Origin of the sequence: Pantoea sp. RG18, assembly GCF_025910075.1 — a bacterium.
In the GTDB taxonomy this organism is placed as follows: domain Bacteria; phylum Pseudomonadota; class Gammaproteobacteria; order Enterobacterales; family Enterobacteriaceae; genus Pantoea; species Pantoea agglomerans.
The window spans coordinates 37,681-63,786 of the sequence record NZ_JAPCIL010000020.1 but is presented as its reverse complement, the minus strand read 5'-3'; the positions used below and the strand labels follow the sequence as shown (position 1 = coordinate 63,786).

The 26,106-nt window shown below is 50.9% G+C and carries 23 protein-coding genes; 13 read left to right on the top strand and 10 right to left on the bottom strand.

The genetic code is table 11. The features are described 5' to 3' along the window. Nucleotides 1-27 precede the first annotated feature (27 nt). Complete coding sequence (locus tag OK409_RS20460; RefSeq protein WP_372340243.1) at nucleotides 28-1,635, top strand: mechanosensitive ion channel family protein; 1,608 nt, start codon at nucleotides 28-30, stop codon at nucleotides 1,633-1,635. A 33-nt stretch (nucleotides 1,636-1,668) separates the two neighbouring features. Here OK409_RS20460 and OK409_RS20455 read toward each other — a convergent pair whose 3' ends face one another. From OK409_RS20455 to OK409_RS20445, 3 genes are all read right to left on the bottom strand, one after another. Next, nucleotides 1,669-2,796, bottom strand: coding sequence for a GGDEF domain-containing protein (locus OK409_RS20455; protein ID WP_264367430.1), 1,128 nt, complete (start codon nucleotides 2,794-2,796; stop codon nucleotides 1,669-1,671). A 377-nt stretch (nucleotides 2,797-3,173) separates the two neighbouring features. Beyond that, entirely contained in the window at nucleotides 3,174-3,776 is a 603-nt protein-coding gene (locus tag OK409_RS20450; RefSeq protein ID WP_264367429.1) for a glutathione S-transferase, read from the bottom strand. A gap of 4 nt (nucleotides 3,777-3,780) precedes the next feature. Beyond that, complete coding sequence (locus tag OK409_RS20445) at nucleotides 3,781-4,632, bottom strand: alpha/beta fold hydrolase (RefSeq protein ID WP_264367428.1); 852 nt, start codon at nucleotides 4,630-4,632, stop codon at nucleotides 3,781-3,783. 101 nt (nucleotides 4,633-4,733) lie between these two features. On the opposite strand from OK409_RS20445, the gene OK409_RS20440 reads away from it, so the two are divergent. Further along, on the top strand, nucleotides 4,734-5,597 hold the full coding sequence (locus OK409_RS20440) for a LysR family transcriptional regulator (RefSeq protein WP_264367427.1): 864 nt from the start codon (nucleotides 4,734-4,736) through the stop codon (nucleotides 5,595-5,597). A 167-nt stretch (nucleotides 5,598-5,764) separates the two neighbouring features. Here OK409_RS20440 and OK409_RS20435 read toward each other — a convergent pair whose 3' ends face one another. Then, entirely contained in the window at nucleotides 5,765-6,937 is a 1,173-nt protein-coding gene (locus OK409_RS20435; RefSeq protein WP_264367426.1) for an EAL domain-containing protein, read from the bottom strand. Between the two features lie 817 nt (nucleotides 6,938-7,754). Here OK409_RS20435 and OK409_RS22505 point away from each other — a divergent pair. The 5 genes from OK409_RS22505 (at nucleotide 7,755) to fetB (ending at nucleotide 13,440) form a co-directional block, all read left to right on the top strand. After that, complete coding sequence (locus OK409_RS22505; RefSeq protein ID WP_158149862.1) at nucleotides 7,755-8,933, top strand: PAS domain-containing protein; 1,179 nt, start codon at nucleotides 7,755-7,757, stop codon at nucleotides 8,931-8,933. A 491-nt stretch (nucleotides 8,934-9,424) separates the two neighbouring features. After that, nucleotides 9,425-10,783: an esterase-like activity of phytase family protein gene (locus OK409_RS20420; protein WP_264367425.1), complete on the top strand. Its 1,359-nt coding sequence runs from the start codon at nucleotides 9,425-9,427 to the stop codon at nucleotides 10,781-10,783. 430 nt (nucleotides 10,784-11,213) lie between these two features. Beyond that, nucleotides 11,214-11,702: a hypothetical protein gene (locus OK409_RS20415; protein ID WP_264367424.1), complete on the top strand. Its 489-nt coding sequence runs from the start codon at nucleotides 11,214-11,216 to the stop codon at nucleotides 11,700-11,702. Nucleotides 11,703-12,005: 303 nt separating this feature from the next. Beyond that, the gene (gene fetA / locus OK409_RS20410) at nucleotides 12,006-12,674 is read left to right on the top strand and encodes an iron efflux ABC transporter ATP-binding subunit FetA (protein ID WP_264367423.1); all 669 of its coding nucleotides are present in this window, start codon (nucleotides 12,006-12,008) and stop codon (nucleotides 12,672-12,674) included. Further along, nucleotides 12,661-13,440 carry an iron efflux ABC transporter permease subunit FetB gene (fetB, locus tag OK409_RS20405; protein WP_264367422.1) on the top strand — a complete coding sequence of 260 codons (780 nt, stop codon included), beginning with the start codon at nucleotides 12,661-12,663 and terminating at the stop codon, nucleotides 13,438-13,440. The genes fetA and fetB overlap by 14 nt, the downstream gene beginning before the upstream one ends. A gap of 205 nt (nucleotides 13,441-13,645) precedes the next feature. On the opposite strand, the gene OK409_RS20400 is transcribed toward fetB, so the two are convergent. Further along, nucleotides 13,646-14,047: a VOC family protein gene (locus OK409_RS20400; RefSeq protein ID WP_010247037.1), complete on the bottom strand. Its 402-nt coding sequence runs from the start codon at nucleotides 14,045-14,047 to the stop codon at nucleotides 13,646-13,648. A 175-nt stretch (nucleotides 14,048-14,222) separates the two neighbouring features. Between OK409_RS20400 and OK409_RS20395 the strand changes: the two genes are divergently transcribed. The 4 genes from OK409_RS20395 (at nucleotide 14,223) to OK409_RS20380 (ending at nucleotide 16,496) form a co-directional block, all read left to right on the top strand. Next, nucleotides 14,223-15,089 carry an alpha/beta fold hydrolase gene (locus OK409_RS20395; RefSeq protein WP_264367421.1) on the top strand — a complete coding sequence of 289 codons (867 nt, stop codon included), beginning with the start codon at nucleotides 14,223-14,225 and terminating at the stop codon, nucleotides 15,087-15,089. A 106-nt stretch (nucleotides 15,090-15,195) separates the two neighbouring features. Then, entirely contained in the window at nucleotides 15,196-15,507 is a 312-nt protein-coding gene (locus OK409_RS20390) for an antibiotic biosynthesis monooxygenase (protein ID WP_264367420.1), read from the top strand. A 171-nt stretch (nucleotides 15,508-15,678) separates the two neighbouring features. Beyond that, nucleotides 15,679-16,317 (top strand): TetR/AcrR family transcriptional regulator, encoded by a 639-nt coding sequence (locus OK409_RS20385; protein ID WP_250489051.1) that lies wholly within the window; start codon nucleotides 15,679-15,681, stop codon nucleotides 16,315-16,317. After that, nucleotides 16,314-16,496 carry a hypothetical protein gene (locus OK409_RS20380; RefSeq protein WP_071778610.1) on the top strand — a complete coding sequence of 61 codons (183 nt, stop codon included), beginning with the start codon at nucleotides 16,314-16,316 and terminating at the stop codon, nucleotides 16,494-16,496. Before OK409_RS20385 ends, OK409_RS20380 begins: the two co-directional genes overlap by 4 nt. Before the next feature lie 175 nt (nucleotides 16,497-16,671). Here OK409_RS20380 and OK409_RS20375 read toward each other — a convergent pair whose 3' ends face one another. Together OK409_RS20375 and OK409_RS20370 are read right to left on the bottom strand one after the other, a co-directional pair. After that, complete coding sequence (locus tag OK409_RS20375; RefSeq protein WP_264367515.1) at nucleotides 16,672-16,893, bottom strand: hypothetical protein; 222 nt, start codon at nucleotides 16,891-16,893, stop codon at nucleotides 16,672-16,674. 291 nt (nucleotides 16,894-17,184) lie between these two features. Next, nucleotides 17,185-19,359: a TonB-dependent siderophore receptor gene (locus tag OK409_RS20370; RefSeq protein ID WP_264367514.1), complete on the bottom strand. Its 2,175-nt coding sequence runs from the start codon at nucleotides 19,357-19,359 to the stop codon at nucleotides 17,185-17,187. A 307-nt stretch (nucleotides 19,360-19,666) separates the two neighbouring features. On the opposite strand from OK409_RS20370, the gene OK409_RS20365 reads away from it, so the two are divergent. After that, nucleotides 19,667-20,773, top strand: a complete 1,107-nt coding sequence (locus OK409_RS20365; protein ID WP_264367419.1) for a tyrosine-type recombinase/integrase — start codon at nucleotides 19,667-19,669, stop codon at nucleotides 20,771-20,773. Between the two features lie 18 nt (nucleotides 20,774-20,791). Here the strand turns inward: OK409_RS20365 and pagP are convergent, their stop codons facing one another. Then, a complete protein-coding gene (gene pagP, locus OK409_RS20360; protein ID WP_033760546.1) occupies nucleotides 20,792-21,361 on the bottom strand; it encodes a lipid IV(A) palmitoyltransferase PagP in 570 nt (189 codons plus the stop codon). Between the two features lie 444 nt (nucleotides 21,362-21,805). On the opposite strand from pagP, the gene fhuE reads away from it, so the two are divergent. Beyond that, nucleotides 21,806-24,028: a ferric-rhodotorulic acid/ferric-coprogen receptor FhuE gene (fhuE, locus tag OK409_RS20355; protein WP_264367418.1), complete on the top strand. Its 2,223-nt coding sequence runs from the start codon at nucleotides 21,806-21,808 to the stop codon at nucleotides 24,026-24,028. A gap of 70 nt (nucleotides 24,029-24,098) precedes the next feature. Here fhuE and OK409_RS20350 read toward each other — a convergent pair whose 3' ends face one another. Next, on the bottom strand, nucleotides 24,099-24,944 hold the full coding sequence (locus tag OK409_RS20350; protein ID WP_264367417.1) for a VOC family protein: 846 nt from the start codon (nucleotides 24,942-24,944) through the stop codon (nucleotides 24,099-24,101). 20 nt (nucleotides 24,945-24,964) lie between these two features. Continuing rightward, complete coding sequence (locus OK409_RS20345; RefSeq protein ID WP_062758891.1) at nucleotides 24,965-26,104, bottom strand: amidohydrolase; 1,140 nt, start codon at nucleotides 26,102-26,104, stop codon at nucleotides 24,965-24,967. Nucleotides 26,105-26,106 lie beyond the last annotated feature (2 nt).

Genomic DNA, 26,106 nt, shown 5'->3' with positions numbered 1-26,106 from the left:
CGGTAATAACGTTGATCAGGAGGCGAAATGTTTAAAACACTTCTGTGTTTAGCCTGTTGCATGATGCTTTTCACCGTACAGTGTGCAACCGGTGCGGAGCCGCGTCAGGCGCCGTCGCCGCAGGAGCGCGCTCGTACCCTGTATCTGCTTAATCAGCCCGTTGTTATGCTACAGGCAACATTTGGACTCACCACGCCCGAAGAGCGGGTACAGCGTATCGTGACGCTATTGCGATCGCTCAATGATCATGACCTGGCACAGCCGGTAGAAACCCATAACGTGACGCGTTACCGGCAGCCTGCCGTGCTCTTTTCGGTTAACGGCAAACCTTTTATGCTGCTGGCACAGGGCGATCTGGATGAGGGCGATGACCTGTCACTTGCCCAGGCGGTTGAACGCATCCGGCTGCGGCTGGATACCCTCCGTCTTTCACTGGGTGAACAGTATTCTTCCCGTTATCTTCTGCTTTCTTCGGTGAAAAGTGTGGCGGGTGCGATGCTGCTGGCTTTGTTCATTCTGTTTGCCGTCCGCTCCCATGACTGGCTGAAGCGGCGTTATGCTGCACGACTCCTGCAGCGAAAAAGCCTTATCCCTGATGCACTGCGCGCCTTCCTCGGTCCGGTTGAGGTACGGCTCTATGCCCTGGTGCTAATCGCCGCCGTACTCGTAGCACTTTACCTCTGGGTGAGTTGGGTATTACGGCTGTTTCCATGGACACGGATCTGGGGCATGGAGCTGGGCGGGTATGCGACAGGCCTGCTGCAGCGTCTGGGGCTGGCGATATTTTCTGCGCTGCCAGGCCTGCTGATTGTCGTCGTTATCTTCCTCATTACGGCACTGGTGACGCGATTAATAAGACTGGTGCTAAGGCGGGTTGAGACCGGACAGTTACGCCTGCCGGGCCTGCATCCGGATACGGTGGGGGTGACGCGTAAACTGATCAGCATCGCCATCTGGCTATTCGCGCTGTCAGCGGCATATCCCTTTCTGCCAGGCGCCAATTCACTCGCCTTCAAAGGGATCAGCGTGTTCTTCGGCCTGATGCTGACGCTGGGCTCAGCTGGCATCATGAACCATGCCATGAGCGGGCTGGTTCTGACCTACTCACGAGCACTGCGCAAAGGAGAAGTGATCAGGATTGCCGATCATGAGGGCGTGGTCAGTGAAGTGGGCATGCTGGCCACCAAAATTCTGACCCGAGAAAATTATGAAGTCACGGTTCCTAATGCGGTGGTCGTCAGTGGCAGGATCGTGAATTTAAGCGCAATGCTTAAAGGCGAAGGCATCAATATGACGACCAGCGTCACGATTGGTTATGACACGCCCTGGCGGCAGGTAGAGGCGATGCTGGAGCTGGCTGCCAGCCGCACATCGGGCATTAACCACGACATCGCGCCGCTGGTGCGCCAGCTTGCGCTTCAGGACTGGTACGTGGCTTATGAGCTACAGGTCCGACTCCGACCGGGAGAGTCGCTGGCCGGAGTAAGGAGCGTTCTCCACGGCCATATACAGGATGTATTCAATCAATTCGGTGTACAAATCATGTCGCCAAACTTCATCAGTCAGCCCGAACAGCCTGTAATTGTGACCAGGCCGAACTGGTTTGCCCCACCGGCTGAAGAAAAACAGGAGTGAGATATCCCAGTGATTAGCGCTGAAAGAGTGGATTTATTTCTCCCACCGGTTACGTCCCTGTTGTTTTGCACGATAAAGCGCCTCATCCGCCCGGGCAATCACGCCTTCTGCGTTATCATGCATGCCTGAAAGCGCGATCCCCATGCTGACAGTGACCGACTCGCTAACTGCTGATGCTGCATGTGGCAGTGCCGTTTCATGAAGGATTGCCTGAATACGTTCAGCAACCCGCGTAGCTTCATCCAGAGAAGCCGCGGGTAGCACAACAACAAACTCTTCGCCCCCGTAACGCGCCACCAGATCCGCGGGTGTCCGGACTGATGATTTCAAAATATCGGCCACTTTCGCCAGGCATGTATCTCCTGCCTGATGTCCGTAGTGATCGTTGTAGCGTTTGAAATAGTCCACATCAAGCATGATCAGCGCAAACGGCAGTGCCTGGCGAAAAGCGTCAGCAAGAAACTTCTCCATCAGACGCCGGTTAGCGGTCCCGGTCAGCGCATCCTGATGCGCCAACAGGTCGAGTCGGGCGATAAGCATCCGGTTCTCCTGATAACGCAACCAGGCTTCATCAAACCAGCGCTGCAGGATAACGCGGCCATAAATAAGAATAGCGGTAAGCGGAAGCCAGACCAGTAAAAACCGGATATTCACCCCCTGGTTAAGCTGCACGCTGGCCAACAGGGCAGTGAGCCATAGGGGTATGGTAAACAGCATTAACGCGGGAGGGTGATAATAAAACGCCGCCAGTGCGGTGAGCATAAGGATGACACTGAGAGGCCAGGCAAATGGCAGCTGCCACCAGACAATAAAGCAGTAGCTACAATAGCTCCACATCACGCCGAGAATCAGCAACAGCGCCGTGCTTAGCGGTATCAAACGCACTGGCAGGCGGTAAGCAAGAAGGAGTAACAGTAGTGACAGAGCGATAATAGCGCCCGCGGTGAGATCGATTAACGGCAGTATTTCAGTGTGAGCGCCTAGCGACCGGTCAAAGTCACGAATAAGAACATGCCGGAACAGAATGATCAGAGCAAAACTGACATTCACAAATGCAAACCATGGAAGACTTGCTGATAGCGCCTGTCTGACCATATCCTTTTGATCCTGCCACACTTTATCTTTATTTAAAGCACGGCGTCTGTCCGTGTTCTGTACCATCCTGAGAGCCTCATAAATGAAGTATTACCTTCCAGTGTAATAGACAGATATATTTCAGGAGGAAATGTCCGGAGTGGTGGGATAAGTATTATGGAGGAATGCAAAATTTATCCATTAGCACAAATCAGGCGGACTTTTTATTTGGAACTGTCGTCCGCTTCTGGCACCAGGCATACATGCGCGTATTACATATGTCCATTATCATCAAAAGCAGCTGAAAACGATTTGTGTACTTTAGCTGGAATGAAGGGATATGATTTTTTTCTATAGATATTCAACTGACGTCCATAGAGTCGCTTTTTGCAACGCGCTGATTTTAATGCAGTAAGTGTATCACTTACACAGATACTGCATCAGTGAGACGCAACACACCTTCTCTAACGTAAAGGCGTTGCCAGAAATTCCGGTCGCTGTTCGGCCAGCAATGTAAACCCGGCCAGTTCCGGATACTGCGCATGGCTGAGGGTATCCGGCAGCATTAATTCTGTAAAACTCCAGGCCACTGCGATGCTGATACCGGCCACAGACAGCATGTCAGGATGACTTTCCCGCAGCCCGTTCTCCAGCATCTGCCAGGCACCATGCAGTTGTTGAGTTACGCGATTCAGCCAGGGCTGGTGCTGTTTTTCTTCCGGCCTGAGACGCTGTTCGTACACAATCTGCACCGCTTTTTCGCAGGCTGCCAGGGCGAAGCCGGTAAGATGCAGATCCCGGAGCTCTTCCACGCCGGACGCTGATGTAGGTACAGGCGAATGACCGCAATATTTCTCAAGGTAATGAATGATTAGTGTGGAATCGATCAGCACCTGATTATCATCTGTGATAAGCGTTGGAACTTTAACGGCCGGGTTAATTTTCGTTAAGGCATCAAAATCGCCGAATACCGAAAGCGGGCGATGCTCGAATTGAATACCCAATACTTTCATGTAAATAGCAACCCGTCTGACATAGGGTGAATCCAGCATTCCGATCAGGATCATGGCTCTACCTCATATTATGTTGATTAACAAAATCAATTACCTGTGCGGCGACTGGCAAGGGGGCATCTTCCATTAAAAAGTGTCCGGCCTGTTCAAAGATATGCAGCGTGGAAGAGACGATGTCGCGCTGCAAACGCCTTGCATACTCAACGGGTTGCCATTCATCTTCGGCGCCCCATAAAATCTGTACTGGCAGCCGGAGTTGCGGCAATTTTTCTGCAAAGTCACTGGTGTAACACTCATTATAGTGCGCAACCTGATGCTGATAAAATGAAGGTTGCGCTACCACACCACAAAGCGGTGCAAGATAATTTTCCAGCCGCTGCTCAGTCATACGATCCTTATTAAAAACAGCCATCTTTAACTGGCGTGACATCGCGCGGTAATGCTCAGTGGCGGGAATCAGCGCATAATCCGCATAGTGATCCCGCATATCTCTCCATGTGGGCGAAGGCCAGGAGTCGTAGCTCGGAATATCGGCAATCGTAAGCGTCTTCACAAGGGATGGGTGGTCGAACGCCAGTCTGAGTGAAATGGCCCCGCCGATATCGTGACCAAAAAGATCTGTTTTTTCGATCTGCCAGTGTTCAAGCAGCTTTATCAGATAACCCACTTGTGCGGCAACTGAGGTATCAGCCGTCAAAGGACGCTCTGACGCGCCAAACCCAGCCAGGTCATACAGATGAACGTGGAAACCCGCATCGACAAATACCGGCACCAGTGACTGCCAGATTATGGAGTGTGCGGGCGTGCCATGAACCAGCACCAGAGGTCTTCCTGAACCATGGACTCCGGTCGCAATGCGACAACCGTTTATCAGAACGTCGTCATTCAGTAATGGGTTATTAGCGGGCATCTGCTTTCTCCGTTGTGTTTGTTTCAGTCAGGCTATCCGTTGACTGAATATGACACCAGTGACATTCTTTCCCGCTGTAATCCTACTTTTGTCATACAAAAATGAATAAACGACTCTCCGTTGACTCACTCAGAGTGTTCCGGACCGTGCTGCAAACGGGCAATATGAGTAAGGCCGCATTACTCCTCAACCTGAGCCAGTCCGCTGTAAGCTGGAAGCTCAGACGGCTTGAAGCTCAACTTCAATGCCAGCTATTAACGCGCATCGCCGGAAAAGCCGTTCCGACAGAAAAGGGCAGCGTTCTGCTGCAACATGCGGAAAAAATACTTACTGAACACGATCATGCCGTGGCCTATTTTTCACCTTCGGCGCTGCGTGGCAAGCTGCGAATCGGGGTCACTGAACACATCTCAATGACTGAAATATGCGGGGTGATTTCAACCTTCACTCACCACCATCCAGAGGTGGATATACAACTGGTGGTGGAGCAAAGTCATCTCCTGCGTCAGCATTTTTCTGAAGGAAGTCTGGAGATCATTTTACATCAGGATTTCACGGGCACGGCATCGATGGAAGATAAGGTATTGTGGAGTGAAAATTTATACTGGTACGCAACGCCTGCCTGGCGACATGACTCGGATAAGAGCCTGAAGCTTATTACCTGGGGACCGGATTGCTATTACCGTAACCTGGCTGAGGAGAAACTTCGCCAGGCAAACATTCCATTTGCTGTGATGCTGGAGTGTCCTTCAGTAGCAGGTATGCTTGCGGCGATAACCACGGGGCTGGGGGTGGGAATACTCAATCAATACAGCGTTGATAAAGCGATTTGTAGCGTGTCTGAACTTGAGAAATTGATGCCTCTGCCGTCGGTCGATTGCCTGCTACGCCTGAATAAACACCGCGTTAATCCAGCAAGCGAGGCCTTCTGCGAGATGCTGATCAGGCTGATGCATAAAGATTGAAAGTGAATTGGCTGCAATGAGTTGATGAAAAGAGGCGTTGTTAATAATGTACGCTTCCGACCAGGCGGACATTTTCCCCATCTTTAGCTAACAACCTGAAACCGAAGCCTGCCTCGGTTGAATTAAGCTGGCGGCCGGGAATTATCAGATGATGTCGTAAACTGGCACTAAGGCTGAACAAGGCTGTTCTGACGGTCAATGTTAAAGCCAAACACACAAAACCCCAGTAAATCTTTTGCCTCATCCTCCACCCGCGTAATCATAACCAAATCGGTGCTACCGCCGGGCAGCTTTACCTCAAACGGAGGGTAAGGAAGACCTTTTGTCCTGAAATCCTGCAACCAAAGCAACTTCTCGGCTTGAGACGGTATCACTTCAAAAATATGGCGATGGGTAATGTCCTGCATTGGCCAGCCAACCCGCGCTGCAAAGGTATCACTTGCGTCAACAATCATCAGTTCAGGGCTGAGAAAACAGATAGAGGTGTCAGGCGCAGCATACATCGATGAAATCTGATGCGCGCGCTGCTCAAGAGACATTCGTGCCACACGACTATGAAATTTACGGCCAGAGCCAGCGGTGAGAAAATTATGTGTTTCTTCAGCCGGGATCGGCCTGCTGAATAAGTAGCCTTGTGCATAAGCGCAGCCGATACCCCGCAACATCTCAGCCTGTTCCTCTGTTTCAACACCCTCAGCAATGACGTCCATATCCAGGCTGCGGCCCAAACCGACTACGCTGGAGATAATTTTCCGGCTATCCTTTTTCTGAAGCATTGAACGAATAAAACTGCCATCAATCTTAATCGTGCTGGCGGGAAGCTGGATTAGCCAGGCAAGGCTTGAACAGCCGGTGCCAAAGTCATCCATAGCAATCATACAACCCATTTCAGACAATGCTTCGAGTTCTGCATGAGCCGTCTCTATATCATCGATCAATGCTGTCTCGGTGATTTCAATCCTGAGCCGCGAAAGGCTGAACTGATAACGTTCAGCCAGTTTTCTTAAAATTTCGGGAAGGTGCTTACCGTTCAGTTGCGAAGGAGAAACGTTTATAGACAGAAACTGGTGTTCTGGCCAGGTGCTCGCTGTCATGAATCCCTGAGCGGCCAGACTTGTCATCAGCTCATTGAGTAACCCATGATGTTCCATAGCCGGAATGAACGCAGCCGGAGATACGATAAGCCCTTCGGGCAAAATACGCCGTGCCAGCAATTCAAAACCTACTACGCGCTGATCCTCAAGTGAGACTATCGGCTGAAAAAAAGGTTTAAACTCGCCCGACTTAATTAGCTGCTGATAAGCTGCACGAGCATCAGCATCTTTCAATTTTTCATTCATTTAAATATCCTGAAACGTATTTCTGTAAGGCATTGATGACCTGAGCGGGAATGGAATAGAAAACCTTTTTTAAAACCCTGTTTTGTTTGCGGCGGAAAAATTAATCTTTTGCAAACGTCATTTTGCGGAGGCCTTAAATTGTCTATGGTTATTAAGTGCGATACACATAGCTATAATGTCAGTGAGCGGGGAAAGTTCATGAACATAAAATGCCATACTTATTTAACTCACGGGTCTGCATGAGGCTGATGGTATCTGGTATGGTAAGCCAGAAACAAAGTGAAACCAATCTCATAAAAATATCGCTTAAGTTAAATATTAAACCCTGTTAATACATCCAATATGATCAGCAGCCAGTTTCTCTTATGAATTGCTGAAGTATACCTATGGATATCAATAAGTAATGTGCGGGTTTTCGCCTGTCAGCAGAAGTGACATGCCACAGCTAAACCACTCATTTAATATCCGCGATAGCCAGCTAGTATCAATCCACAACCGCGTATCAAAACTAAGAGTAACATTTCAACGTAAATTTCGTTGGGAGTCAGAGCGTCGGGATTATAAGGCCTGAAATTTTCCAGATATCATAGACCAAAGATAATTTCGCGCCACATGATTTCAAAAAAATACATTTAGCACGCTGGCGGTGAGGCTCATCCATCACCTCAGCTCCGGTAGTTGTCGCTGGCGAGCTATCTATAGCATCTTGTTACAGTATTAATTCAAACCAGCGACCTTTAACTGAATATCCAGAAAGTTCTGCCGATAACCCTTTCAGGCATATTTTTATGCCTGTATATGCTCACCAGGAGAAATAATGCTGAATTTATTCCGGAAACAGTCCGCCAAAGAGCCGACAACGATGGATATCGCTGAGAAATTTATCGATGAAACGATGGATGTGGATCATAGTGATGCCACGCTGCTGAAATGTATTATGAACCTCAGCCAGAAAGGCTATTGGTATGTTGAGACGACCGATCTTAAAAGTGACGCGCCTGCATTTGTTTCACCTGAAGCACGCCAGCTTATGGGATTGCCTCTGCAGAAGGAGGTCGGGCTCTCTTCGCTGATCCAGATGATCCATGCGGATTTCCGGGAAGCGTTCAAAGGTTTGATAAGTCATACACTCAAACATAGCGGTGATGAAAAGCTGTTACGCTGCCTGATAAAAACTGGCGCAAATACCTTTCAGTGGTTTTGCATTCGTGCATCATACAGTCGTGAATTTACGCCACCGCGCCTGGTTGCCGTTATAGAGAATACAGAAGAAGAAACGTCACAGTCCCGCAAGTTTGATATTGTCTCCACCCGTTTTGACCTGTCGCGCGAAATGCTTAATGACGGCCTCTGGGATCTGGATATTATTGGCGGAAATCCCCTGAATCCCGATAACGTATTCTGGTGGTCACCGCAGTTCAGGAAGCTGCTGGGTTTTGAAACCATTGAAGAGTTCCCTGATGTGATGGACAGCTGGGCATCACGCCTTCACCCGGATGACAAACAGAATGCGCTCGATGCTTTCGTCAACCACCTGATGGACTTCAGTGGTAAAACCGGTTTTGATATTGAATATCGTCTTAAACTGCGAAGTGGTGAATACCGGTGGTTTCAGGCCCGCGGGCAGACTAAACGTGCACCTGATGGTACCCCTTTGCGTGCCGTCGGCGCGCTTATTGATATTCAGGGCCGTAAAGACCGTGGCCGACATGAGGAAAGCGAAGTCAGGCGAAACATTCAGACCGCCGAAACCGCAAAAGAAATTGCCGAACTCGTCTCTGAAAACGGGATTATTGCTGCGCAGATCAAACTCATTTCACTGAACGCCAGTATCGAAGCCGCGAGGGCAGGTGTACATGGCCGTGGATTTTCTGTTATCGCCAGTGCGATCCGGGGATTAGCGGAAAGAACGGCAGATATCACCGGACACATTTCTCGTCTTCAGATGCGAATAAGTAATTCTGCTAGCGGCATAGAAAAATCGCCTGAACAATAAACATCACACATTGATGAACACTTACTACAGGTAAATACAGGGATGTTCTGGTGAAGAGATACGACGGCCTGTCTCTGATTTACTCTAACCAGAACATCAGTTCAGTTCGCAGTTTCAACCTATGAAAATTCTCCCGGAGTGGGTTCACATTTCATTACGCGAACTTGCTCTGGGAGTTACTCAGCACCTCAGAGCAAATATCTGGATAGTAAGTAGCCCGCAAGCTTTCTCATCTGTGGTTCACATCCGGAAGTGCATAATGATAGCAATAGGGTGATGAATAAAAATCATTTTTCTGCCAATGTCAGATCCTGGCACTGAGGAGACAGCGTTGTGCACAAGGCAACGTACACTCTACGTTCACCACCTCATCAACCGGCGCCCTAACGGCGGAAAAATCAATCTGTTAGCAGTCCGTTTTTACCGCACATATCATTTTCCTGTCATTTATTGCCTTTACGCTGTCAGCTTTCTCTCATGGATTTAATATTATGAAAATAAAAACGATTTCTTTGGTTATCAGTTGTGCGCTCTCGTTTTCTGGTCTTGCGGCGCAACCTCAGGCTGAGCACTATATCGTCAGTTTTCCGGAAGGTACGCGCGTGAGCTACAGCGGCGCGTTCGCCAGTGCGTTTCCGGATGGTTTGCCGGTGGGAATCGGCTCCGGTTTGCTGTTTACCGGTAAGCAGGGGGATGCGCTCACCTTCGCGACCGTCACCGATCGTGGGCCGAATGCCGACTCACCCGATGTGGGCAAACATGAGTCAAAAATTTTCGTCACGCCAGATTTCGCTCCGCTGCTGATGAATATTCAGGTGCAGAACGGCAAAGCAGAAGCCACGGATGCCAGACCACTACATGACGACAAGGGCAATATTAACGGATTGCCGCTACAGGATGGTGTCATCGGCTCAACCAATGAAGTCGCGTTAAGCGACACACTGAAAGTGCTGAAGGGCGATAACCGTGGTCTGGATACGGAAGGCATTACGCCGGACGGGAAGGGCGGGTACTGGTTGTGCGACGAATATGGCCCGTTTCTGATTAACGTTGATCAACGCGGCAAGATTCTGGCGATTCACGGGCCGCAGGCCATGGCAGGGGAAAAATCCATTGCGGGCGGACTGCCTAATATTCTTAAGTGGCGTCAGCCTAATCGTGGTTTTGAAGGGCTTACCCGTATGCCGGACGGGCGCATCATCGCCGCGGTGCAGAGTACGCTGGATATCAACGGTAAAAGTAAAAAGCAGGCGCGCTTTACCCGCCTGGTGAGCTTCGATCCGGCGACCGGGAAAACCGCGATGTATGGATATCCTATCGACAGCCAGGCTTATAGTAAAAACAGCGACGCCAAAATTGGCGATATCGTGGCGCTCGATAATCAGCATATTCTCTTGATTGAACAAGGCAGCGATAAAAACGACGCGATGCGCAACCTCATCTATAAGGTGGACCTCAGTGCGGCTACAGATCTTGCCGCATTCGATAAGCCTGGTGAGTATCCGGAGGCTGACAACGAGAAAGCGCTGGCGCAGCGAGGCATTAAGCTCGCAGCTAAAACGCTGGTGGTCGATTTACGTCAACTCGGCTGGCAGCAGGAGAAGGCCGAAGGACTGGCGCTGATAGACAGTAAAACCCTGGCGGTCGCCAATGACAATGACTTCGGCGTGAAAACGGTCATGCAAAATCCTGTGGAAGGTAAGAAGCGCAAGGATTATCGGCTGAACGAAAAGGGGGAACTTACTGTAGAGGGTAAGCCGGTTGCAACGACGATCGGCGTGAAGCCGCTGAAGAAACCGGAGTCGGACAGCGAGTTGTGGATCGTAACGCTGCCGGAACCGCTGAAATAAACGTTCCCCTTGCCCTGGGCTGTCTGCGCTTAGTGCCTGATTTTCTGTAAAAGAGCAGGATTCAGCCCGGATTTGCCAGCGAAAGATCGGTCTGCGCCGTATTGTTATAGCGGCCGGCAGCAGACCGATATTCGTTTAAGCAGTTAAACAGCTTTCCACCGCGTTGCGGCATTAAGCGTCACTGGCGAACTTTAAACGTCAGCCTGGCGTTTATTTTTTATTTTCAATGCGATAACCGCTTCCTTCTGCATCCGAGCGCTTTCGATATCGGGCAACCCGGTCAACTACGGCTCAAGTCGCCAGGTTACAGGGCGTGATTATAACATTGTGTAATAATGTGTTATCTGCCTCTTCAACAGATACTCACCACCGTGTAAGTTCTGGGGTCTTATACGCTTGTTGTCCCCATAATCCGCTGAGGAGAAAGAGAGTGAAAGCAACCGCAATGGCCGCTACAAGTCTGTTAATGCTGATGAGCAGTGTTCACGCTGAAGGTCTGACGACGTCGGCAGATGGTAAAAACCTCACCGTCAGCTTCGGCCAGCCCACCATCAAACAGGTGCTGCACTACCGAAAAATGTATGACAAAAAGCCGTTTCCGGATGCGGAGATTTATTATTACGACAACGGTACCTATAAAATCATTTCTCAGGGCGAAAACCACTACGGTGTTTACGTCATGCAGGGCAGGTTTGATGATGAAACTTTCACCGTGCGTTTTATCTCTCTGCCTTCTGCTGACTGGGGCAATAAAACGGCTTTTCATCAGTTAACTTTTATCAGAGGTGACAAGCAGAACGTCTTTATTCAGAATGCCATTGTGGATACCGGTGAAGCCATTGCGCAGCAGAACGGCACCTATACTCAGGAAAAAAACACCGTTACCAACCCGGTCTCTACCAGCTGGAAAAATAAATAATTATCGGGTGGCAGCGTGTCTGCCACTCTGATCCAAACCCGCTGCCTGCCACGTTCCTCGCGCAGGATCGTATTGAGTTTTGTCTGGCGGATACTTTCATACACTGATTTCTTTACTCAGAAGATGCATAGCCGCAATTAAATGCCTTATATTTACTAGCCTGATGTACATTTGCCTTGCCGCGCCCACGCCAGCAGTTTGAGTGCGCTGCAACATGCAGTACCGGTAATCTGCCTGTGAAGGGTAACTCCTGCTTTTTTTTATAATGCCAACACTCATTTTGTCAGGTCCTGAGGCGTAAATATGGACAGAGTTTCACCCCTGCTGGATGTGCAGGATGTCGCTTTTTCAGTCGGGGATCGTCAGCTACTGAAACCGGTCTCCCTGCAGTTATATCAGGGTGATTGCGTCTTGCTGACCGGTCCATCCGGAAGCGGAAAAAGCACCTTCCTCAAAATCCTTGCTTCGCTGATTACCCCCACCTCCGGGCAACTTTTTTTCAGGAACAGTGATATCACCACGCTGAGAGCAGAGGCCTATCGACAGCAGGTCTCGTACTGTTTTCAGACGCCGCAACTGTTTGGTCAGACGGTATATGACAACCTGGCGCTGCCATGGCAGATTCGGCGTCAGAAACCTCGGCGGGACAAACTTGTTGCTGCGCTGGAAAGCGTAAATCTCTCTCCTGATATGCTGAATAAACCTGTTGAACAACTTTCAGGCGGAGAAAAGCAGCGTGTCGGACTACTGCGCAATCTGCAGTTTATGCCTGAGGTGCTGTTGCTGGATGAAGTCACCAGCGCCCTTGATGAAGAGAACAGACTGTCAGTACTTTCACTGATTAACCGGATCGCAGCTGAAGAAAAGGTAGCCGTGGTGCGGATTAGCCATGACGTTAACGATATCCAGCAGGCTGAGCAGGTGCTTCGGCTTGAGACGCCAGAAAAGGAGAATAAACGTGAATCAGCATAATATCAGTGACACCTCGCTGTTACTGTCACTGACGCTGGTGGCTATAGCGCTGCTTATCAGCCAGAAAGAAAAGCTCGGCATGAGCAAAGATATTCTCTGGAGTGTATCCCGGGCGATAATTCAGCTGGTCATTGTCGGCTTTGTATTAAAGTCTATATTCGATGTTAATAACAGCTGGCTGACGGTACTGATGGTGCTGTTTATCTGCGTTAATGCCGCGGTCAACGCCCGTAAACGCGGTCGAAATATTGATAACGCCTTTACGATATCGTTTGTCGCTATTTTTAGTGGCACCGTTATCACGCTGACGATTCTGGTGCTGAGCGGGGCGATAGCGTTTGTTCCGATGCAGGTCATCCCCATCACGGGCATGATCGCCGGTAATGCCATGGTCGCAGTAGGGCTCTGTTACAGCAACCTGAACCAGCGCTTCAGCGACAACCAGCAGAAAATTATGGAGATGCTGAGCCTTGGCGCATCGGTGAAGCTGGCATCGGGCCGCATCATTGCCGACAGCATTCGTACAGCCATGATGCCGACGGTGGACGCTGCCAAAACTGTCGGACTGGTCAGCCTGCCAGGGATGATGTCCGGACTGATTTTCGCCGGAATAGATCCGCTCAAGGCGATTAAGTATCAGATTATGGTCACGTTTATGCTAATAGGGACCGCCAGTCTGTCAACGATCATTGCTGTCTATTTATCCTATCGTCGTTTTTATAATGCCAGGGCGCAGCTAAAAATATCGGATAGATCGCTGGATTAGCGAAACTGATTGGCGGATCTGAAGGTTATAGCTGGTGAGGAAAGTAAGTCTGTTATCAGACGCGCTCGGTTGCTTGCGAGCGCTTAACTGACAGCAGAGTGCTCAGGGGATGCTGCAAAAAACTCCCCGCTGATCTGAAATATCCCTGCAGGGTTCGTGCTTTGATTGTTCATCTGAATGCCTGATACACAACTGGCTTTGGTGTTTAATTCTGCCTGTTCTGATAAAGGTCCCAGCGGTTGCCGTACAGATCTTCAAAAACCACCACGGTTCCGTACTCCTCTTCACGAGGCTCCTGGGAGAATGTAACGCCTTTCGATTTCATGGCTTTGTAGTCTCTCCAGAAGTCATCCGTCTGCAGAAAAAGGAATACTCTTCCGCCGCACTGATTGCCGATAAAACCTTCCTGTCTGTCATTTGAAGCGCGAGCCAGAAGAAGATTGCAGTCGCTTTCAGGGTCAGGTGTAACTACAACCCAGCGTTTACCTGGCTGCGGTGTATCCTCAACAAGGGTAAAACCCAGCTTTTCGGTGTAATACTCAATTGCCCGATCATAGTCATCAACCACGATGGCCACATAACCCATACATCGCTTCTGCGTTCTCATTTCTGCTCCGTCATGTTTCAGTCCTGGTTGCCTTGAAACATTGTTTTAACACAAACGAGTATCCCGGAGTTGGTTGAATTGATTCGGTCTTCACAGTATTAAGCCGTTGTAATAAAGATACATCAGCTGACTTCAGCCTATAATTTTTATAAATCCATGGCGCGGGTATAAAAAAATGTTTGAGGGATTTACTCATACACAAGTCAGACTTTCTGAAGCAGTGCTAAATGTTCGCTATGGAGGTAATGGCCCTCCGGTTTTGCTGTTGCATGGACACCCCCGCACCCACGTAACCTGGTCAAAGGTGGCCCCGCAACTTGCCGAATCTTTTACCGTTGTTTGTCCCGATTTAAGAGGATTTGGCCGCTCATCTAAACCTGCTGATGAGCCCAATCATGCTGGTTCTTCTAAGCGAGATAAAGCGAAAGATTGTATTGAGTTGATGAGCCAGTTAGGTTTTGATCAATTCGCGCTGGTGGGACATGACAGAGGTAGCTATACAGCATATAGGGCCGCACTTGATTACCCTGAGAGAATTACACGACTAGCTGTACTGGATTGTATACCCATACTTGAAGCGCTCAACCGGTGTAATGAGAAGTTTGCCCGACAGTGGTATCACTGGTTCTTCTTCGCTCAGCCTGAAAAACCCGAAATGGCAATTTTAGCCGATCCGGACAAGTGGTATGGAGGCCAGCCCGAAACAATGGGGAATGATGAATACATTGAATTCAGACGAGCTATACACGATCCGCAGACTGTACATGGGATGATCGAGGATTATCGTGCCGGTCTTACTATAGACAAAGAGCATGAGCTTTATGATCGTCAGAATGGGCGATTGATTGAATGCCCGACGCTTTGTTTATGGTCAAAATATGATGATCTGGAAGATATTTACGGCGACGTATTGGGCATCTGGAAATCCTGGGCACCACATGTTCGGGGTAAAGCGATAGCCAGCGGTCACCATATGGCTGAAGAAGCACCAGAAGAAGTGACAACTGAGCTCCGGCATTTTTTATTGCATGAGAATCTTTAACTGGCCGTTACGCAGTAACATCCCATTCTCCATCCCCAGAGAACGAATCGTTGTTCCTGCATTGTCATGTTATGGTTAAACTCTTCAACAACATGAGGATAGCAACATGATTGTAAGAACATGGCACGGATGCGTACCGGCCAGGCACGCTGAAGGCTTTGCAACTCACTTGCAGGAGACTGGTGTTGAACATTCAGAAGCGACGCCAGGGAATCTGGGAGCCTATGTACGCAGAGAAACGCAGGGCGAATGGGAGCATTTCTTCCTTGCGACGTACTGGAAAGATTTAGAAGCCATCAAAGCCTTTGCAGGCGACCAGTATCAGATTGCCGTTACCTATCCGGATGATGAACAATATGAGTTGCTATCAGATCCCTACGTTTTTCAGCATCAGGTCCAGACTGTAATCCCATTATAAGTATTTGCCTGCCGCCGCCAGAAGGCGGCCAATGACTCACCTGTGCCTGTCCACTGACTCAGCATTAAATTTTACCAGGCAAAAAGCATGACTTTTAACACAAGGTTTAGATAAAGCCTTTTAATTGTAGATTGATCGATCTACAATCAATCTTCAAAACAGGAGAACCTCATGAAAGCATCAGCAGGCAGACCCAGAGAATTCGATCCAGAGACGTTCCTCAACACCGCACTTGAATGCTTCTGGCAGAAGGGATATCAGGCAACGTCTATGGCTGATCTTATGAAAGCATCAGGTCTTGCAAGTGCCAGCATCTATAAACTTTATCCCGATAAGCGTGCTATTTACCTGGCTGCTTTGCAGCGATATATGGATGAAGGCATTTCAAGGACAGTGAATCGAAATGCAGAAATGTCGCCAGAAGCTGCATTGCGAGAAACGCTCGAATTTGTGGCTCAGTTATCATCTGCTCCTGCCGGAGAGAAAGGGTGCTTTACTATTGCGGCAGCCAGTGAGCTTTTACCCGGAGACGAAGAGGTCAAAGGGAAAGTTTCCTTTAAATTTAACCATTTAATTAACGAGATAGAGAACATCTTAAAAAGAGGCCAGGATCAGCGGGTATTTCGCCAGGATGAAGATGCGCGAGTCATGGCTCAAAGCATTTTCATGATGCTGGAAGGTATGCGGATATATGGAAAACTCCAGCCAGCGATTGGAGATCTGAGAAAAAGTAATGACTTCATTGTCAGAACGATACTTTCAGACAACCATGACGTAACCGGCAATAGTGCAATTAAGGCATCCGCATGATTGAAGTGGGCACCATTGTTCGGCGAAGAAAAAGAAGAAGAATAATGGTGGTAATTGAATATGCAGATGGTATGGCATTGTGCGGATGGGTCGATAAAGGACGTTTTTTTAAAAGGCGTTTTCCACTGTCTGAATTAAAAATAGGCGTACCTTATTCAAATTTCTGGTCACTCACCTAAATCACTGCACCTTTAAAGACATCGAGTTCAAATAAACATAATTACCATAACCGGCTGCCCTTAATGCGCCGTACTTTAGCGATGCAACAGACTCAGAATAGTTATCACTCAGCGATCACCGGACATCATCAATGCCCGGTAATCAGTTGATTTACATCGGTGCTACAACCTCAGCTTATTTTTGAGACTGCTGATTTTGCTCAGCCTCTTTCTGTTTTTTCTTCGCCATATGATGACCGACTGCGCAGCCCGCTGCGGCACCGGCCACACTATGATGAGCAACATGACCTGCGACGCCGCCTACTGCGGCTCCCTTAAGACAGCCCTGGGCATTAGCCTGTAAATTCACCGACAAAAACAGTCCGGTAGCAATAACGATAACTGATAATTTTTTCATCACTTAATATCCTGATAGTTAGTTATAGTTGCAGGTTGAACCCGACAGAGCATAGCCGCACTCTGGGGTGTTTCGCTGGCCGGGATACAGGAATCACGACATTAGTTACCTGTCGTTACGCTTTCCAGAGGGAATGTAAGTATTTAATGCCATACCCGTGAGTCAGATACTTTCCGGCTCGTTAAGCGGCAGCCAGAGATCAGCATTGAGAAGATAAAACGGGGAGAGTGTAAACCGGAGGTTAGTCGATGAAGATAAAACAGCGCCTCCACCGGGAAGCGCTGCTGCAGATCAGAAGGACATTGTCAGCCCGGCATAATAAGCGCGTCCCGGTTCGTTATAGGTCGATGCGCCATCAGCCTCGCGATATAGCTGTTTATCCAGCAGGTTATTAATCCCGGCATTGGCACGCAGATTTTTGGTGATGTCATAATTAAAATTGATCCCAAATACTGAATAAGCACCAACTTCGCGATTCGACATTGAATTGTTTTCTGTGCGGGATTCCGCATACTGGCGTGGTTTCTGACGGCCATACATCGTCCAGTTCAGATTAGTGGAGAAATCCTGCGTCACCTGCCAGTCCAGCATTGTATTGATCGTGTATTCAGGAATAATCGACAGCGGATTGCCGGTCTTTTTATCCTTCGACTCGATCATATAAGTTGCGTTAGTCCGCCACTCCAGCTCGTCACTGACCAGCGGGATAGTGAAATTGCCTTCCAGACCTTCGACTACCGCTTTGCCGCCGTTACTCCATTGCAGGATATTGTTGCCATTTGAGGCGTAACCCAATACTTCCGTCCCTGAGACGATTTTGTTTTTATAGTCATTGCGGAACCAGGTGATACCCGCAATATAGCCATCCTGACTGAACTCGATACCCAGCTCTTTATTTACGCTGACTTCAGGATCGAGATTTTCATTACCCAGCAGATAACAACTGCCACGGGTAACGTTGATCGGACAGCCATTTCCCCGCGTCGCCAGTAAATAGCCTTCGCTGGACTGATAAAGGTTAGGGGCTTTAAACGCACGGGCGATACCCGCTTTCAGGGTAAAACTTTCTCCCAGAGCCTGAGAAATATTGAGCGACGGACTCCAGTTCGCCCCAAAGGTGTCGTGATAATCAAAACGCAGACCGGGGATGACTTCAGTGCTATCGGTCGCAGCAATATTATCTTCAAAATAGAGTGAGCTCAGCGTTGCGCTGTTTTTACTGTTGCGGCTGCCCGCATCACCACTGACACCGTCGATGGATACGCCAGCCGCACTGGTGCCGTTCATTGAATTTGGATCGTTCAGCTCATCACGGTTCCACTCGGCTCCCAGCGTAACGGTCTGTTCACGCAACAGTTCCAGCGGGAAGCTGACTTCGCCTCCTGCCCGGTAACTTTCAAAGCGACTGGTTGAGAACGTGTTGCTGTTGATCCGGCCTTCACCCGCACCCGCCGTGCCTTCATTCAGGCGGGTGTTATTGGTTTTTTCATAGTTAAAGGTGAGCTTAGATTGTCCCCAGTCCCAGATGCCATTATGCGCAAGGCCCCAGGTCTGACGATACAGACGGTTGGTTTCTGAACCATCGAGAGATTCGATCAAGGCATTACCGGCACCGTTGCTGTACTGGGTATCCCCGGTGTAAATGTTGCCCTGACGGCTGTATCCGTAACTGAAATCCAGCACCTGTAATGGCGTAATCTTCCACGACAGCACACTGTTGATGTCTTTATTGCGAACGCCTTCGCGACCGGCGGCGCCGGAGCCATTGTGCGACTGGTTAATGTCGAAAGCATCGCTGTCGGTTTTGTTGATGTTGCCATAGAGCCGCATGGTCAGAGCATCGCCCGCCAGCGGACCACTCAGGTTAAAGTTAGCGCGGCGGGTTGCGCCTTCTTTATCATCTTCCGGCTGGTTAGTGTAGAGCGACAGCGATCCGCTCCAGTCATTGGTCGGGCGTTTGGTAATGATATTAACTACGCCACCAGCCGCGCCGGAACCGTAACGCGCTGCCGCCGGTCCACGAATCACTTCAATCCGTTCAACCATCTCTGGTGGTACCCAGTTTGAGTCACCGCGGGAATCGCGCTCGCCACGCCAGCTATAACGAACCGAATTGCGCGAGGTGGTCGGCACACCATCAATCAGAATCAGCGTATTTTCCGGCCCCATGCCGCGAATATCGATCTGACGATTGTTGCCGCGTACGCCGTTGGCGCTGTTGCCGGTAAGGTTAACGCCTGGCATTTTACGGATAATGTCGGAAAGGTCGTTGACCGGCGGGTTTTTCTCAATGTCCTGCGAGGTGATCACCGAAACGCCAGGCTGCTGTTTCAGCTCCTGTTCAGCGGTGACCAGCATCGTCTCATCATCAGCCAGCTTTTCTGTCTCTTCCTGATTAGCGCCGTTAGCAGAGGTACTCAATAAACCGGCCAGCAGTAGCGCCACAGGGCGCTTATGGACACGCATGGTTACATTCACTTAGAAAATCTCCCTGAAGTATTAAGGCATGTAAGCAAATGCGTATGATAATGATAATAGTTATCATTGTATATCGCGGTAAGCCACCTTTACATTCCATAACAATGGGCTATTTATTCGCCATAACCATGACCAGAAGGGAGAAGTGACGTTAGTTTTACTTGTTGGGTATCACCCGAAAACTTCCTCAGATTTCATCATAACGCGTCTTTATGACTCCAGACTTATTAGGTCTGGAGTCATAGATAAACAATGGATAGAATGGCCCGCTCTGCAGTGACAAACAGGTATAAATGTGACCCCAGATCTGACACAGATCCCTGCGCGTTCAGCCCACGTAGGCCGCCATGTACTGATCTGGCTGGAGCAGGTTAAAAAGGCTTCACTCAGCGAGCTGGATAATTTTGGCGATGAAGGCTCGGTAGAGCAGGTGATGAAGGTCTGGGTAAAACTCTCGCTGCTGATCAGTCGGCGGCGTCCTGAGATCGCCATCTCCTCATTGCTGAAACATGTCCTGCCGAACATCGGTTCGCAGCCACTCAAAATGCTGAACCGCTTACGCCTTAACCGGCTCTATAACATTCTGATCGCCGACGGTAAAAAAGAGGAGGCGCGGCGGGTGTTCGCGCTGACCAAACAATTTCTTGCCTGGGCCGAGATGCAGGGCTATCTCGATCATTCACCCATCGCTTCAATGAAAAAGCGTGATGTCGCGGGTCGCGCTACGCCGCCGCGCAGTCGGCAACTTACCGATGCAGAAATCTGGGTGTTCTGGCACGGGCTGGATAACTGGGCACTCTCGGAACAGGCGCGCTGGGCGCTGCGTTTATGCCTGGTCAGCGCCCGGCGGCCGGATGAAATTGTGCAGGCGCAGAAAGCGGAGTTCGATCTGCAATTAGGATTGTGGATGCAGGGTACGCGCAATAAATCGCAGCGGGAGCATGTGCTGCCCATTTCACCGCTGATGCGTCAATGCATCGAAGCATTGCTGCGCGCCGCCGAACCAGCCTCACCCTGGCTGGTGCCCGCGCCACGCGATCCGCAACAGCCGCTGTCAAAAGGCGCGCTGAATCAGGCACTTCGCCGGATAATCCGCGCTCCCCGTGGGCTGGGACTGGAGGCGTTTACCCCGCGCGATCTGCGCAGGACTGCGCGTTCAAAACTCTCAGCGCTCGACACGCCTAATGACGTCGCCCGAAAAATCATGAACCATGCGCTGGAAGGAATCGATCGGGTCTATGACACCCATGACTATCTGAGTCAGATGCGCAGCGCCATGACTATCTTTTCGGACGCGGTAGAGCAGATTATTGAATGCGAAAGCTACCATCTGCTGCGTCATCGCTATGATGGCGAAACCCTCACGCTGGACGATCTCTCGCTCATGGCGATGTCACGCTAACGCTTATATCGGCAACTGTCAGAAGTGGTAGCGCAGCCAGGCAAAATAGACGTTACCGTTGTTATGGGTGCCGGGAATATAGGTCATCTGGAAATCGAGATCGCCATAGCCGACAGAGGCCAGCGGCAGTATCGCTGGCACCGGAATATAATCCCAGTTGTGCCGTGCGGTAAAGCCCGCCGTGTAACCCGCACCCCAGTGAAAATTCTGGTCGGCCAGCGGACGCCAGGTTGCCACCCAGCCATAGCCACCAAAGGGTTCCCATTTATTAAAGGAGTCCTTAAACGCCATTAAGTAGATGCCGTTCCAGTTCCCTTTTTCATCGTAGCGGGAGATACCTCCGCCCGCGCCCCAGGGTCTTTCATTATATTTATTGATATGTTCACGATCGTAAGTGGCCCGATTGTGCCAGGTAATCGCGGGCAGATAAAAGTCGTAACCTTCAGGCTGCTGCCAGGTTGTGGCGACTTTATCACTGAAATTATCCCAGCCCGCACTCACGGTCTCCACAAGTGTGGCGGAGTGGGCTGAAAAAACACTGAAAACGGTGGTCGTTATCAGCGCTTTAAGCATTGAAATTTTGCGCACGTACGAATTCCTGCAATATCTGGTGTTAAATAAGGTGATAAAAGATTTAAGGCAGATATTGTGGCATCAGGAGTGACAACTACAGTTCAATGAACGGCCATTACAGGATTTTATCTTTAACAAATAATGATGCAGCAGCCCTGTTGCTCTGACAAGTCAGCAGGCGTGCTGACCCTATAAACGCCTCCCTGTCTTTATCATCTTCCAGCCGTCTTTCACACGCAGACAATTCCCTGAAAAAATTCGTATTGTTTGCTAACAAAATCTTGCAATGATAATCGCAATGCGTATATTTCTCATTTGTTTTAGAAGTTCATCACACCCGCGCGCAGGCGCTCAGGGAAAGGTTTCTGGTTCCTCAAACCATAAGCAGGGCAGCGATGTCCGCAGGAAGCATGGTCGTGACAGTGGCAGCATAAAAACATAAAGATAATTGAGGAATTAATGAACGCTTTCGATCTTCAACACCCCAGGGCAACGGACACTTCTGCTCTGCAACGTCCATTCCGCTTCTCCTTGCTGGCTGTCATCGTCGCCTCGTCGCTGGCGCATAACGCTGCTCATGCCGCAGAGACCGGCGCACCCGCTGCCAGCGATAACCAGACTATGACGGTCAGCGCGTCAGCCGATGATGCCGTAGCCGCTTCGCCCGCCACTGATTACAGCGTACCGGTTACCCGTGCGGGCACTAAAATGCTGGGCACCGTACGTGATGTCCCGCAGTCAGTCAGCATCGTCAGTAAGCAGCGTATGGCCGATCAGCAACTCCAGTCACTGAATGATGTGCTCGCAAATACCACCGGTATTCGCGGTATCAGTGGTGATATGGATCGCACCAACTACTATGCGCGCGGCTTTATGATCGACAACTACATGGTCGATGGTATCCCTACTGCCTTTGCCGCTCGCTGGAACCTGGGTGATGCGCAGACCGATATGGCGCTCTATGAGCGCGTTGAAGTGGTGCGCGGAGCGACCGGTCTGTTAACCGGACCGGGCAATCCATCAGCTGCCATCAATATGGTGCGCAAACACGCCGACAGCAAAGAGTTCGGCGGCACCGTCTCCGCCAGTTACGGCAGCTGGAATAAGCAGCGTTATGTGGCCGATCTCTCGGCTCCGCTCAGTGACTCAGGCAATGTTCGTGGCCGGCTGATCGCGGGATGGCAGGATAACAACAGCTTCATAGAGCGCTATGGCGCCAAAAAACAGTTCATCTATGGCGTGGTTGACGCTGACCTGACCGACTCTGCCACGCTTTCGGTCGGCTATGAATTCAGCCAGGTCAATACGGACTCCACCATGTGGGGTGGCGCGCCGCGCTGGTACACAGACGGCACGCAGATACATACCCGACGCGGCTACAACACCGCACCTGACTGGGCCTACAACGATAAAGAGAACCGTAAAGTCTTTGTGAATTTGAAACAGGACTTCGATAACGGCTGGAACATCACGCTGAACGGCGCGCACAACGAGATGCGCCTCGACAGTAAGCAGATCTACCTTGATGGCTATTTCGATCGTAACACCGGGGCGGGCGTCTCTTCGTATGCCAACTATCCGGTGGTAGGCGGGACCGGTTACAACACCGGTAAACGTAAAGTGGATGCCGTTGATGCCTTCGCCAGCGGTCCTTATGAATTGCTGGGTCGTCAGCATGAGCTGATGGTCGGCGTCAATTACACCCGCCAGGATAACAAGTACTTCAGTACCTTTGAGAATATCTCATCGGAGTCGCTGGGCAACTACAACGAGTTTAACGGTCAGTATCCGGAATCGGCCTGGACGCCGCGTCTGCCAGCCAGCGATACCCAACTGGTTCGCCAGAAATCGACTTATATGGCGACCCGTCTGTCGCTCGCCGATCCGCTGCACCTGATTATCGGTGCCCGTTACACCAACTGGAACCGTGAAACGCCTGGTGGTGAAATGGAAGAAAATAACACCACCCCTTACGGCGGATTGATTTATGACTTCGCTGAAAACTGGTCGGCTTACGCCAGCTATACCTCGGTGTTCCAGCCACAGGACTATCGCGATGCCAGCGGCGCTTTCCTGTCGCCCGTTATCGGCAAAAACTACGAGGCAGGCCTGAAATCTGACTGGATGGATAGTCGCTTCACCACCTCGATTTCGGTGTTCCGCACCGAGCTGAATAATGTCGGTGAAGCAACCACTCAGACGGTTCAGGGGTCAGGTGATGCCGCGTACATTGGCCGTAAAGGCGTGGTGAGTCGTGGCGTGGAGTTTGAAGTCAACGGCGCATTAACCGACAACTGGCAGATGACCCTGGGCGGCACGCGCTACATTGCGGAAAACCGCGATGGCAGCACCTTTAACCCGCAACTGCCGCAGACCAGCTTTAACCTGTTCAGCAGCTATCGCCTGCCGACGTTGCAGCAGCTGACGCTGGGTGGCGGTGTGAACTGGCAGACACATATCTGGAATGATGTCGGTGGCCCGGAAGGCAATGGCACCTGGCGTGCCCGTCAGGGCAGCTATGCGCTGGTTGATCTCTTCGCCCGTTATCAGGTGAACAAAAATTTGTCGCTGCAGGGCAACCTCAATAACCTCTTCGACAAAGAGTATGACACTAACGTGGCCAGCTCCGTAGTCTACGGCGAACCGCGTAATTTCTCAGTGACCGCCAGCTACACCTTCTGATTTGTGTCGTTGTAAAGCCTGTGAAAAACGCCTCAGTTGAGGCGTTTTTCATCCCCTCCTGAATCTGTACTCAGGTAAACCGCAGTGCCAGGTTAAAACCTTCTGAAGACTCCACCACAATCGCCTCGGGCTGCTCATGAAAGGCAATTTCCCCCGTCACCAGCGCGCGTTTAACCAGGCCGAGATCATCCGTCTCAAAACCCAGCGCGACCATCCGGGCGCTGCCATCATAGTCTTCCGGCAGCGGGCCAAATCGCTGCTGCGCATAGTCTGCCGAAGCAAAACGAACCGTGGCAGCACCCGCGCGCAGGACAAAGGCGCCTTCGGGACAGGCGAGCACTTTAGCGGCCCCAAACAGGCGGCTATAGACCAGCGCTGAAAGCGCCGGATCCTGCGCGACAATCACAAACTCACTGATATTACGCACGCCATTGGGGTGACGCTGCCATGCCGGCTGCCATACCACTTCGGGCGTCAGATGCTGGCAAAAAAAACTGCGGCCATTGGGTACCAGCGAAGGGCGAATCCGTACGGTCCTAAAGTGCGCTTCACTCACCGAACCGTCGGGCAGGGTAACCGGACGATGAAAAGCCGCTGGCGGATCGCCATCCAGATCCTGCCGTTGCAGATGCTGAAACTCACTCTCTGCATCGCTGCTTTTCCACACCAGACCGCTCAATCCCAGCGGCGATTGCCAGAGATCGGCGCGCTGGCTCCCTTTGCCCGTCTCATAGCCCAGCAGTTCCAGGTAGTTCTCACCAAAAATAGCCAGGTGATTACTCGATCCCAGCGAGTGATGACCCCGTTCAGTGAGCTGAAAGCCGAGCCTTCGGAAGCGCGCGCTGGCGCTGTCGAGCTGGTCGGCCACGTTAATCACAGCATGATCAAGAATCGGTTGTGGAACCTGAACTGACATAGCAGCACTCCTTTTTTTCGTCATTGCGCCGCCACAATCTGCAACGCGCGTGGCACCAGCTGCGTGAAGTAGTCCACCGCCGGGCCAATTAACGCTTCATCAGGATCGAAGGCGGCGTGATGCAGACCAAACTCGCTGGCACTGCCGATGCTGACAAACGCCCCCGGCACCTGCTGCAGATAGAAGGCAAAATCTTCTCCGCCCATCTGCGGCGACTCAACGTGCTCCGCGAGATAGCCACTCTGTTGGGCAACGTCCAGAGCAACATCCACCCAGCCTGGCGTGTTAATCAGGGCCGGCGGTCCTTCAGTCCACTCCAGTTCGGCGGTCGCACCAAACCCGGCGGCAATACCCTGAATCAGGGATCGCATGCGGTGCGGGATCTGCGCCCGAATTTCGCCATTGTGGGTGCGCACGGTGCCCTCCAGCTCAACGCTTTGTGGCAGCACGTTCCAGGTATTTCCGGCGGTAAAGCGCGTCACGCTCAGCACCACCGTTTCCAGCGAGCTGAATACCCGGCTCGGCAGGGTCTGCAGAGCCGTTACGATATGGCTGGCAATCACAATCGAATCGATGCCCTCCTGCGGTCGTGCGGCATGGGCGCCTTTGCCCTCAATGCGGATAACAAAGCGGTCTACGTTGGCATAAAACGCACCCGCCCGACTACGCAGCGTGCCCAGCGGCAGGTCGGGCGCGTTGTGCAGGCCGAATATCGCCTGAACGCCTTCCAGCGCACCGGCATCAATCAGTTGACGTGCGCCATTAAAGGTCTCTTCAGCGGGCTGAAACAGAATCCGTACCCGGCCTTGCAGCGTGTCTTCCTGCTGTTTCAGCTGCAACGCCACGCCGAGCATCACGGCGCTGTGAACGTCGTGACCACAGGCGTGCATCACGCCCGGCTGCTGTGATCGCCACGGGCGTTCGGTGGTTTCTTCAATCGGTAACGCATCGATATCCGCGCGCAGGGCGATCAGGGGTTCGCCATGACCGATTTCTGCCACGACGCCGGTTTTCAGCCCCAGCGGCAACAGCCGGATCCCGGCCTGCTCCAGCCAGCGGGTAATACGTTCCGTGGTGGCAAATTCATGATTCGAAAGTTCCGGATGCTGATGCAGTTCGCGACGCCACTGCACCAGTTGGTCGGTTAAAGGCAAAGTCATGA